The following is an 11,548-nucleotide window of genomic DNA, read 5'->3' as shown; positions in this document are numbered from 1 at the left end:
TAATAGAACAGAATGAGGAGGTATGCAGATGAATGTTCCATTAGTTTTGACGCAATTTCTAGATCGTGCTGTTACGTTGTATGGGGGTAAGGAAGCGATTTTTGGAGAAGAAGGTCGTTCTTTTACATACGAGCAGTTAAACGGTCGAGTGAATCAGTTGTCACGCGGGTTATGTGACTTGGGTATTGAAAAAGGAAATCATGTAGCGTATTTATGTGGAAACTCTATTGAAATGCTTGAAGGATTTTATGGACTCTATCAAGTAGGTGGCGTCATGGTGCCGTTAAATACACGATTGAAGCCTGAGGATTATGTATTCATTTTAAATCATAGCGAGTCGAAGTTATTATTTGTTGATCAGGATTTATATCATCTTATCAAACCGATTGAGCACTCGCTCGATACGGTAGAGAAAATTATTGTTCATCATAAGCAGGATGACGAGGAAACGGTAGATTATGACGTGTGGCTCGAATCATTCTCTACGGAATCGTTTGACCGGGCAGATGTGCAAGAAGATGATGTGTGCAGTTTACTTTATACGAGTGGCACGACAGGTAATCCGAAAGGGGTTATGCTAACACACCGGAACAACTATTTGCATGCTATGAGTGCCATGCATCATTTGCGTGTGACCGATGACGATGTTCTGCTGCATGTGCTTCCGATGTTCCATGTGAACGGATGGGGATCACCATTTTATTATACGGCGAACGGAGCTTCTCAAGTTTGCTTACGCAAAACGTCACCGCAGACTATTATCGAAGCGATTCAGAAGTATAAAGTCACGATCTTGCATATGGCACCGGCTGTATTGAATTTGATTTTTCAGTATTGCGAAGAGCATAAGCCGACGTTCAATCATAAGATTCGAGTAATTGTTGCAGGCTCCGCTCCGCCACCGTCATTCATTTCACGGGTCGAAAAAGAACTTGGTTGGGAGTTTATTCAAGTATACGGCATGACGGAAACTTCACCATTAAGTTTGTTCTCAACGATTCGCTCAACTGTCCAACATTTAACAGTTCACCATTAAGTTTGTTCTCAACGATTCGCTCAACTGTCCAACATTTAACAGATGAAGAGCAGCTTCAGTTAAGAGCCAAAGCAGGCTATTCGATGATTGGTGTAGATGTCCGTTTAGTTGACGACTATGGAGAAGAAGTAGCCAAGAATGGTCAGCAGACAGGTGAAATCACAGTCCGTAGTCATGGTGTCATGAAAGGCTACTGGAAAAATAAAGAGGCGACTGACGAAGTGTTGCGTGATGGTTATATGATGACGGGGGATATGGGGACGATTGATGAGCACGGCTACGTCAATATCGTCGACCGCAAGAAAGACATCGTCATCAGTGGCGGTGAAAACATTTCTTCTATTGAAATCGAAGGTGTGCTTTATGACCATCCTGCTGTTCTAGACGCTGCGGTCATTGCCGTGCCGCATGAGAAGTGGGGAGAAACACCGCATGCGTATATCGTATTGCGGAGCGGTGCAGTAGCGACTGAGCAAGATATTATGGACTTCACGAGGTCGAATCTAGCGCATTTTAAAGCGGTGACAGGCGTGACGTTTGTGGAAGAACTTCCAAAAACAGCGTCAGGAAAGATCTTGAAAGTACAAATACGCGACGATTACTGGGACAAGGTAGGGAAAACGGGTCGTAAAGTGAATTAATCAAGTGGTTAGCATTCTTTCGTTCTTCTACGAGCGAAGGAGTGCTTTTTATTGTAAAAAAGTAAAGGAATTCAAGAAAAGTTGATCGAGTTTTGATTGAGAACGATCATCTCCTAAAAACTTTTAAAAAACTTTTGAAACTTTTTCCGGAATCCTCCGTCTGTAGGGTGCGCAAATGACAATAGGGGGATTCACATGAAGAAAATATATAGCTGTGTGCTAGTACTTGCAAGCTTACTGTTATTTATAATGGGAAATGAAGCGAAGTGGAATTTAAATGAAGTACCATTGTTCCATGAGCAATCAGCTACAGCTTTTGCAGAAACTAGACAAAGTAAACCGTTCATTACAGAGAAAGAATTTGAACAGGTATTGACGCTAACAAACGACCAACCCATTTATATGAAGCAAGAGAATCTCATCCGAATCGGCGAACTGCAAGCCAATCAAGCGGTTGCGCTCATAGGAGAAGATGAGGAATATTACGAAATTCGAGTAGGCAAGATGCCAGCTTTCATTCGTAAAGGTCAGGCAAAGGTAGAAAAGAACGTGATGAAAGTTCCTGTACATAACGAACGACTGGGCGCTGTGAAAACTGCCCAACAAACACCTGTGTATACAGAAGCAAACCGTAAAAGTGATGTCTTGATCCAATTAAGAAAAGGCTATCGCTACCCTGTTATACAGGAAGAAAAGGACTGGTATCTCATCAAAGTGGGTGAGCGGGCAGGGTATATCCATAAGTCGACTGTAAAGATGGATGAAGGAGTCCCAGTACTGCTCTATCATCAAGTATTACCTCGTAAACAAATGAAGACGGAGATGAGCACGATTTCACTCGAAAGCTTTGAAAAACAGATGGCGTATTTGGCAGATGAGCAATTTACGACATTGACCTCACAACAGTTGTATGATTACTTGGAGGGCCGACTCATTGTGCCGGAGAAAGCATTGGTTATTACATTCGATGATGGTTTATTGTCATCCAAAGAATATGCCTATCCCGTCTTGAAACAATACGGCTTTACATCGCCACAACATATTATTTCTGCCCGTATCGATAGAGAAAAAGACGGTCCGGCATTTGATGGTGGAGGACTACTGAAGTATTTGAATGTGGAAGACTTAAACGAAATGAAAGATGTATTTCAGTTCGAAGCCCATACATGTGCACTGCATGAACTAGGTGTAGAAAGCGGAGCAGGTTTAGTATTCGAACATACGGAAGAAGAAATTATCGAAGACTTGCAGACAAATTTACAACACGTACCTTCAGCTGTTTCTATTGCCTACCCGTATGGACAATATAATGAACAGTTCATTGCGGCGGCTAAAGAAGTAGGATTACTGATCGGCTATACAACAGTCGAAGGTTATGCCAATATGGAATTGTCTAATTATGAAGTGAACCGCTTTGGCATGACAGAAAAAAGGTCATTTAAGGATTTTGCAACGTATGTTGACGGAGACATGAGATGGCCATAGAAGAGAGTGATTAGCCCAAATGAATGAAATGGATCAAATCATGAATGAGCATTCGCGTTATTTAGTACGAATCGCTTATTTATACGTGAAAAATTGGTCGACCGCGGAAGACGTCGTGCAAGAAGTCTTCGTTACGTATTTCCAGAAAAGTGACCAATTCCGTAATGAAGCTTCTATTAAAACGTATTTAACCAAAATGACCGCTAATCGTGCAAAAGATTATTTACGCTCCTGGAAGCACAAAAAAGACGTAGTGTTCGAAACGATTTTTGTATCGACCAAAAGCTCAGAGCAACAATTGTTGGAACAAGAGCAACTTGCTTCACTTGAAAAGCATTTATTCCAGCTGCCATTGAAATACCGTGAGCCATTACTTTTATATTATTATGACGAGCAATCGGTCGCAGAAATCGCAGAATTTCTTGAGCTCAATGAAAATACTGTCAAGACGAGATTACGAAGAGCGAAGTTGCAACTCAAAGGATTTTTTGCGGAAGAGGAGGTAGAAACCTATGAATGATTTTAAACGAAAACTGGACCAGATGATGGGAGATACAACGGAACAGGAGCGCCGAATCAAACAGCGGGTACATGAAAACCTTCAACCTTCGCGAAGGCGACAGTTTTCTTGGCAAGCGTTGCTAGTCACGGCGGCACTGCCGGTAGTCACCTTGTTGCTAGTGTTTAATGTAGTTTCAGACAATCAGCTATCTTCTGACAAAGGTCCGGGTACGCCTTATGATCCACTTGACGATATGGCTTTAATTTCTGCCTTACAAAAGAAAGATCAGTTATCTACTGTTGATTACGAAGAATTTTCTTCATTACCTGTAGTGAAGAAAGTGGACGGTCTATTGTACGTAGATGATGAATCCTTTTCACTCCAGTGGAGCCCAGATACGTATCACCCAGTTATAGAACGTAAGGCGGATCTGTACGATGCCTCCGTTTATAAACCAGGCGACATCGTACGGACATTTACGAATACGAATAGTCACTTACCGACGTATACAGGTGTCTATTATGAAGTCGTTGCAGTCCCTGGAGATCGTGTGGTATTGAAAGATGGCAAGTTGAATGTCAACGGTAACCAGTTATCATCCGAATTGATGGATCAGTATAAGGAACAAAACGTCACAATTGCTGGAGGATATGATCAGCTGTTGAACGCTCGGGAATATTTATTATTGAACCATTTCCCGGCAAAAGATACTGTACAAGGGGCGACTGTTACGCCTGTACACAAGATTTACGGCAAACTGATTGGCGTGGCAACCGAAGAAAAAACCGAATCGATCTATATAGATTATCTGACAGATCAACTCAAGAGCGACTATACACCTGAACAGTACTTTGACCTATATTTATATGATCAGCTTACGGGATTGGAGAAACTACCTGAGTCTTCGGTATTCGCACAATCGAGCCGAATTGGAGAGCTATTCCTTGAAGCAGCTTATCGTAAGGCTATTCCGATTGCTGATGACAAAGTGGAAATACGTTATCAATATGGACGTGAAGGTGTCGTGGAGCAAGTGTTCACTATGGGAAGGGATACAAGCTCTGGACAATGGATAGTGGAAAAATAATGGAGTATATGCTGTAAAGGAGGTGATGCCAAAACTATCACACAAACCAGGATGGCACCTGTTCAGCACAAGCCGTCAACCAACCGCTCGCTTATAGAGCCAGCCTGGTTTGATTACGTAAGAACAATGGGAAGCATGATCGAAGTAAGAAATAGAAAGATACCAGACCGGCAGCTGTTTTGCATAAGCCGTCAACCAACCGCTATCTATATAGGGTCGGTCTGGTGTTTATACATAAAGCTCTATGTAGAGTCTAACTGAAAGATAAAAAGACCGTTCTACTCTACGTCGCGCAGGAAATATATTTTGAATCCGCAGTCTGTTGTAGGGGTAGTGAGTGAAAACAGTTCATCTTCAAGAAGTAAGAGAAATTCTTCATACGCTTCTGCTTGCATTGGGAGTTACATGATGAAATACTAAATATGTATACTCATACAAGGAGATGATACGATGGCACTCAGCAGAAAAGATTACTTACAGAAAATCATTGGATTACACGAACGCTTGATCATAGCGTCAGAAGAGTATGAAGGCATTTCCGAAGAATTCATTTCAAAACAAGAGCTGGATATACCAGCAATGAAAGAACAATGGTTGCAGAAAGTAGAAGAGTTCAAGCAGATTCTGGCCGATATGAATGCATTGGAAGTACCGAATGCGTTTGAAACGGAAGGCAATGAACTGAAAGAAGCCTATACAGTATTCGTCAACTGTGTAGAAGAGAAGACGGAGAAATTTAGCGTGGAAGCGATGGAGAGCGGTGAGCTGGATGCCCTTCAGTCGAAAGAACTGCATGCTGCAGAGGATATGGAAGATCTGATTGAGAGTATGTTTGAAAAATAAAGTATAAAAATAATAAAAAAATAAAGAAAAATAAAAACAGTAGACAAACTTTTAATGAAATTTGTCTACTGTTTTTATTGATAAAATTATCAACTAGCAAAATAGGATGTATGACTGTTCATATAGGAACGACGAGTAGGTAAAAATAGTCGCCTCAATGGAGGGTTTTGTTCTACTCTATGGGACAGTTTTGTTACTAGCAATAACCTAAGAACTTAAACAAACTATCAAAAAAATTAATAGGTGTGGAAAAAAATATTTCCACACCCTGTATTCTTTTTTCTTTTTGACTCTATATAGTGTGCAAAGGGGGAGACGTCTATGACACATGAGATAAGCTACAGTCTTGGTGGGGGTAATACAATAGGTAGAGAGGATATTGGTTAACGATCAACACATCATGAGTTTAGGTACTGTACTTAACGCTGGAAATAGAAATGAATTTTCCCATGAGAAAAGTGTGTGGCAACGGAAATACGCCTCTAATTAGCAAAAAGATGTTGTACATGTATAATAGACACCATAAGGATAATCTGGAGGCATTGAAAATGAGTACTACAAAAATTATGAATGAAATGAAGAAATTGATAGAGCAAGATCCGTCACTCGCAATCAGTGAATGGCAGGGGACTTGCCAGTATGTAGTAGGGGAAATGATGTTTCTCGAAACGAAAGACCTGCAGGAGATTAATCTGGAAGGTATTGCAAAGCCAGGAGAAAAACAAGTCATGCCGATTGAATTATTAATCGCTGCGGCCACTACTAGTTTCGGGGTTACATTCCATTTAGAAGCGTATAATCAGGGAGTGACTGTAGACAGAGCGGAAATTGTATTCACTGGAGTATGCGATAAAGCGCCATTTCTAGGGATTAAAAGCGGCAATAGCGGTATTATGAAGCCGATGATCGTGTTATCTGCTGAGTCTACTACGAATAAAGGACAACTGGCAGAGATCGCGGCTATTGCAATTGAACGTTCACCGATCCTTTCTAGTTTGAGGGAAGACGTTACATTGCATATTAAGTGAAATGATTGAGCAAAGATTTATTCAGACCCAAAGATATGCCATCGCCTTGTCCATTCAGATAAGGTGATGGCATATTTATTTATCCAAAATTAAGCGTTCTTTTCAAGTGGTGTAACCGCCACATTGCCGCCTTCTTTTAAGAACTTAATCATTCCTTCAGCTGCACGATATGCGAATGCGCCAATCGTAACGGTTGGGTTGTAGTTACCTGTATGAGGGAATGAAGATCCGCCTACAACGAATAGGTTTTCCATGTCCCACATTTGAGAGTAGGTGTTGACTACAGAGTTTTCAGGAGAAGCTCCCATGATCGCACCACCGAAGAAGTGATCCGTATAGAATTTATGGTCGAATACAGTATCGTCTTTTACTACATCGACGTTCATTTTGTCTGCGCCCATTTCTTTCATGATCTCTTCACAACGTGCGACTCCTGCTTTCGCACGTTCGATGTCTTGTTTTGCATATTCCACCGTGACACGAAGAAGTGGATTGCCTAGTGCGTCTTTATATGTTGGATCTAAATCCATATACGAATTTTTGTTTGGCAAGAAGCCAGACTGTGCAGTGATAAATAGGTTGCGGTTATAATATTTTATTGAATTCTTTTTAAATTCTTTACCCCAACCCGGTGTATCATATGGCACTGCGTTATTCGCAATAGGTCGTGAACCAAGCTGACTGTAGTGTACTTCATAGCCATGCAAGTAGTTGAGGTTTGTATGATCTTCATTGTCTCCACTGAAGTCGCCAATTGAAGAACCCATTCCGCCAGCACCCATGAAGTTGTTGAATTTTTTATCTTCAAAGAATCCACGTGCACCGATATACGTTGACAAGTTGTTGAAGTGGCCTGTGAAGTTCTTGCCGATCATACCTTGTCCTGTTTTTGGGTCGTAGGGCTGTCCAATTTTAGAATGTAACAACAGCTTTGTGTTCGTAAAGACGAAACCTGCAAGTACTACGATATCTGCTGGTTGTTCGAATTCTTCACCAGTCGTTGTATCGGTATAGACTAACCCGTTCGCTTTCTTTCCGTCGTGGCTTACTCGATTAACGAACGCGTCATTACGAATCTCCATCTTACCCGTTTTATGTGCCGTCTTGAGCACCGTACCGATCGGATCTGCTTTCGCTCCAAAGTCACAACCATATTCTTCGCAAAAGGCACAGTATACGCAACCGTTGATCGTTTCACCGTCTGGATTGGTGTATGTTTGTGAAGCATTAGCGGATGGGATGCGATATGGATGGTAACCGAGTGCTTTTGCTGCCTTGGTGAACAGACGAATATTCGGCGTATCCTTCATTGGTGGATTCGGATACTTATCAGAACGTGAAGCACCAAGTGGGTTTTCTTCACCTGAGATGGCTGCTGTTTTTTCATATTGATCAAAATACGGCTCGAGCTCATCGTATGTAATGCCCCAATCTTGCATCGTCGATTCTTTCGGGATTTTATCTTTACCGTAACGCTCTACAGTCTTACTATATATTTCGAAATCATACGGCATCCAACGGAAAGACATTCCGTTCCAGTGAACACCTGCACCTCCTGTATGGTTTCCGAGACGTGCGTTCATATTATTCCGAACCGGTATGGCTTCTTTGTTTATGGAGTTACGTGAAGTAATCGTGTCTTTATTCAATTCTTGCATGAGTTCATAGCGTTTAGAATAGCGTAATTCGTCTTTCGTACCGATAAAGTCTTCATGCTTTTTATTTTTACCTCGTTCTAATATGACCACATTATATCCAGCTTTTGTTAGTTCAGCCGCCGCAATTCCACCGACCCACCCTGAACCCACGATGACTGCATCTACTTTTTTAAGTTTTTTTACCATTGCATATCCTCCTCACCGTTTCTATTTTAGTGCCCTTGGTAATCTCTTAGACTGACGGGATCCAGTTTGGCAAATTCGTCTGATTCAATATAATTAGCGTAGGAAGCCACTGCGCCCGGAAACTCTTTCATTTTCCAGCCTTCCATATTAATATTGCCTCCGTACAATGGATCACAATAAGCGCCTTCTAATGTCGCTTGTTATAATAAAATGAAAAACTCAGAAGCTTTTACACCTCTCATCTTCACGTTGTTTGCCTCGACGTCCGTCATGATTTCTATTTGTTGCTCCTCGGTTGCTTGGTCAAAAGTGACGTCGAAACGCTTTTGACTTTCTTCGTCTATTTTACGTAGTCCTAGCAAGAAAATCATGCCGCGATCCAAAATCGATTGTTCACCGCCTGGTCCTGCCGTTTGATCGACTTCCTTTAAATCAATAGCGTATGGAGCGTGTCGATAATCGTATGCATTGACGCCCCAGCGTCCAGCTAGTTGTTTGTCGATATAATAGGGTACTCCTAGCTTAATGGCACCAGGACCGAGTTCGTCCTCAGGGAAGACTATTTCTGTCGCTGCATTTAATACTTTGAAATCTTGATGACGCGTGAAGAATTGACGAGCTTGTGTTACTTCGATACCTTTAGTGCTATCATTTTGAGGCGTTTCCTCATTTTTCTTATCCAAACCGCCAGAAATTAGTCCTCCGAAAAGAGATCCACCGACGAGTCCACCCGCTACAAGCCCAGTGTTTTTCAAAAAAATTCTTCGACCCATATCTTGCTCGTGTTGCGGTTTCCCATTTATGTCTTTGGGTGGTTGCTGATCTGCCACTCTAACCCCTCCTTATAAGTAAAAGCTTTTTTACTGAACATTGTGAGTTTCACATAAAGCGTCCTATTTATTCTTACCTTTATTTATCATATTTAGACTACAACATATTCAATTGTCATTTTTTATTGAGTTTTTTTGATATAGTAAGTGAAGAAGTAGTAGATTGTGATACAGTGTCGGTATGTATTTGATTCGACTAAACAGGTCAAGTACGATAAGTTGGAATAAAAATGATACAATCATTCAAGACATGAGATCAATGAATGAAAAATGAGCAATAATAGATAGAAGTTAGTTGTAGAACATCACTTTATTTATTGCGACATACTTAAAGAGGGAGGATCTTAATGAAAGTAAAAATTGCGGTTATTTTATTTACGACAATTCTTATTCTAAGCGGCTGCAATAAGAAGATTGAAACGAATATGTCTGAAACAATCCCAGACTTTGAATTCACTACACAGGATAACGAACCGCTTGGCTTGAAGGATTTAAAGGGCGACTGGTGGATTGCCTACTTCTCCTATACAAACTGCATTACAGTATGCCCAAGAACGACCGCTAATATGGTCGGTGTTCAAGAAAGATTAAAAGAAGAAGGTTTGGAACCCCGTATTGTCTCGTTCGGTATAGATCCTGAAAATGATACACCAGATGTATTAAGGAATTATGCTGCAGATTTTGGAGCGGATCTTAGTACGATGAGTTTTTTGACGGGCTATGATTTTAAAACCATTCAAGAATTGTCTAAAAACACATTCCTTTCTATATTGGAAAGTGGAGCATTAGATCAACGTGCGCACAGCTATTATTTTTATTTAGTTAATCCTGATGGTGAAATTGTGAAAAGGTATGATGGTCTAACAGCGACCGAGAATGAATTGTTGATAGAGGATGTCAAGACAGTGTTAGGTAAATAATAAAATGTTATTCAATAAAATACATAACGCCTTTCTAATCAAGTGATTAGAAAGGCGTTATTTTGCTTTATCTAGTTACCATTTCGGTACACCGACATGGTTTTCCACCCATTCTTCATTGTAATGAATGGTTGAATTGGCTTCATGAAGAGGGACAACTTTAAATCGGTTCTCTTGATCTTTAATGACGCCAGTCGGTAAGAAGCGTGGATCTTCGATAGTTACAGTCTTTTGATCACCTGTTTGTTCTTTCGTTACAGATAGTCTTGCGATTCCACCGAAGTTCGTATAGTCGAACGGTTGGGCAGAATAGAAATTACCAAGTGAGAAGAACACTTTGGTATTACCCACTTCTCCGTAGCGTTGTAAGACGTGTGGGTGATGCCCGAATAGTACATCAGCACCCGCATCCGAAACGAATTGCGCAAGTTCTGCTTGATCATCCGATGTCTCCAGTTGATACTCAGGACCCCAGTGCAGAGATACGATTGTAACGTCTACCATAGGTTTCATTTGCTGAATTTCATTTTCCATCCGTTCACGATCGATGTAGTTAACTAAGTATTCTTTACCACGCAAGTCTAGTTCTACATTTGTGCCGTACGTATAGGCGAGCACTCCGATTTTGATACCGTTGACTTCGACAATCCGTTGAGTCTTGCGGTCTTTAAATGATTCATACGCGCCTACATACTGCATGCCGTATTCTTGCGCATGTTCAATCGCTTTGCGTACGCCTATTTCACCTTTATCAAATGTATGATTGTTGGCGAATGTAACCATGTCGACGCCAACATTTTGTAAAGCGGGTAGTATGTGTTTTGGACTGTTGAACTTTGGATAGGTAGATAATCCAAGTTCGGCACCCCCAGGCATAGATTCCTGGTTCGCCAAGAGAAAATCAATACTTGCCATTTTCTCTTTTACTGCTTCGAATGCAAAATCAAAGTTAGGATACGTGTAAATTGGATTATGCAATAATACATCGCCAGCCATACCGATTGTCGCCGTATTGATAATCGTTTCTTCTAGTTTTTGATCTGGTTCTACTTCAGTCACTTTTTTAGACGAATCCTGTGCAGTCACTTTCGGAGCTTTTCTATCCGCATTGTCAGATAATGCACGTTCTCTGTCATTCCACTCGTTCCATAAAATTACGCCACCTATAATCCAAACAAAGGCCAAAGTTGCAACAAGCCATTTCTTCTTCACGCTAATCTCTCCATATCTACAATTACTATTCTTTGTAAATCTCCAAAACTAACGATAGCACACTAGGAGAATAGTAAACAATTAAATTTGCAAATAATCATAATAAAATATTTTAATCTA

9 protein-coding genes and 1 pseudogene are annotated in these 11,548 nt (G+C 40.9%); 7 read left to right on the top strand and 3 right to left on the bottom strand.

Going from position 1 to position 11,548, the window contains the following annotated elements; all coding sequences use genetic code 11:
* The first annotated feature begins 28 nt into the window (after positions 1-28).
* The 6 genes and pseudogenes from H605_RS17820 (at position 29) to H605_RS18425 (ending at position 6,622) form a co-directional block, all read left to right on the top strand.
* Positions 29-1,677: pseudogene (locus H605_RS17820) on the top strand (long-chain-fatty-acid--CoA ligase).
* A 195-nt stretch (positions 1,678-1,872) separates the two neighbouring features.
* Entirely contained in the window at positions 1,873-3,162 is a 1,290-nt protein-coding gene (locus tag H605_RS0112160) for a polysaccharide deacetylase family protein (RefSeq protein WP_029054477.1), read from the top strand.
* A gap of 19 nt (positions 3,163-3,181) precedes the next feature.
* The gene (locus H605_RS0112155; RefSeq protein WP_029054476.1) at positions 3,182-3,682 is read left to right on the top strand and encodes a sigma-70 family RNA polymerase sigma factor; all 501 of its coding nucleotides are present in this window, start codon (positions 3,182-3,184) and stop codon (positions 3,680-3,682) included.
* Positions 3,675-4,751, top strand: a complete 1,077-nt coding sequence (locus H605_RS0112150) for a S26 family signal peptidase (protein ID WP_029054475.1) — start codon at positions 3,675-3,677, stop codon at positions 4,749-4,751. The genes H605_RS0112155 and H605_RS0112150 overlap by 8 nt, the downstream gene beginning before the upstream one ends.
* A gap of 450 nt (positions 4,752-5,201) precedes the next feature.
* A complete protein-coding gene (locus H605_RS0112145; protein WP_029054474.1) occupies positions 5,202-5,594 on the top strand; it encodes a hypothetical protein in 393 nt (130 codons plus the stop codon).
* Between the two features lie 548 nt (positions 5,595-6,142).
* Positions 6,143-6,622, top strand: coding sequence for an OsmC family protein (locus tag H605_RS18425; protein WP_051210572.1), 480 nt, complete (start codon positions 6,143-6,145; stop codon positions 6,620-6,622).
* Positions 6,623-6,711: 89 nt separating this feature from the next.
* Here H605_RS18425 and H605_RS0112135 read toward each other — a convergent pair whose 3' ends face one another.
* Positions 6,712-8,466, bottom strand: a complete 1,755-nt coding sequence (locus H605_RS0112135; protein WP_029054473.1) for a GMC family oxidoreductase — start codon at positions 8,464-8,466, stop codon at positions 6,712-6,714.
* 200 nt (positions 8,467-8,666) lie between these two features.
* On the bottom strand, positions 8,667-9,296 hold the full coding sequence (locus tag H605_RS17810; protein WP_051210571.1) for a gluconate 2-dehydrogenase subunit 3 family protein: 630 nt from the start codon (positions 9,294-9,296) through the stop codon (positions 8,667-8,669).
* A 347-nt stretch (positions 9,297-9,643) separates the two neighbouring features.
* Between H605_RS17810 and H605_RS0112125 the strand changes: the two genes are divergently transcribed.
* Positions 9,644-10,216, top strand: coding sequence for an SCO family protein (locus tag H605_RS0112125; RefSeq protein WP_029054472.1), 573 nt, complete (start codon positions 9,644-9,646; stop codon positions 10,214-10,216).
* Between the two features lie 75 nt (positions 10,217-10,291).
* Here the strand turns inward: H605_RS0112125 and H605_RS17805 are convergent, their stop codons facing one another.
* Entirely contained in the window at positions 10,292-11,428 is a 1,137-nt protein-coding gene (locus tag H605_RS17805; RefSeq protein ID WP_051210570.1) for a CapA family protein, read from the bottom strand.
* Positions 11,429-11,548: the final 120 nt, after the last annotated feature.

Source organism: Sporosarcina ureae DSM 2281 (assembly GCF_000425545.1).
GTDB classification, from domain to species: domain Bacteria; phylum Bacillota; class Bacilli; order Bacillales_A; family Planococcaceae; genus Sporosarcina; species Sporosarcina ureae.
The sequence above is the reverse complement of the archived record's forward strand: the minus strand, read 5'-3'. Positions and strand labels throughout refer to the sequence as shown.

Coding starts and splice junctions, on each gene's coding strand:
- H605_RS0112160 (WP_029054477.1), top strand. CDS start 1,873: ATGAAGAAAATATATAGCTGTGTGCTAGTACTTGCAAGCTTACTGTTA.
- H605_RS0112155 (WP_029054476.1), top strand. CDS start 3,182: ATGAATGAAATGGATCAAATCATGAATGAGCATTCGCGTTATTTAGTA.
- H605_RS0112150 (WP_029054475.1), top strand. CDS start 3,675: ATGAATGATTTTAAACGAAAACTGGACCAGATGATGGGAGATACAACG.
- H605_RS0112145 (WP_029054474.1), top strand. CDS start 5,202: ATGGCACTCAGCAGAAAAGATTACTTACAGAAAATCATTGGATTACAC.
- H605_RS18425 (WP_051210572.1), top strand. CDS start 6,143: ATGAGTACTACAAAAATTATGAATGAAATGAAGAAATTGATAGAGCAA.
- H605_RS0112135 (WP_029054473.1), bottom strand. CDS start 8,466: ATGGTAAAAAAACTTAAAAAAGTAGATGCAGTCATCGTGGGTTCAGGG.
- H605_RS0112125 (WP_029054472.1), top strand. CDS start 9,644: ATGAAAGTAAAAATTGCGGTTATTTTATTTACGACAATTCTTATTCTA.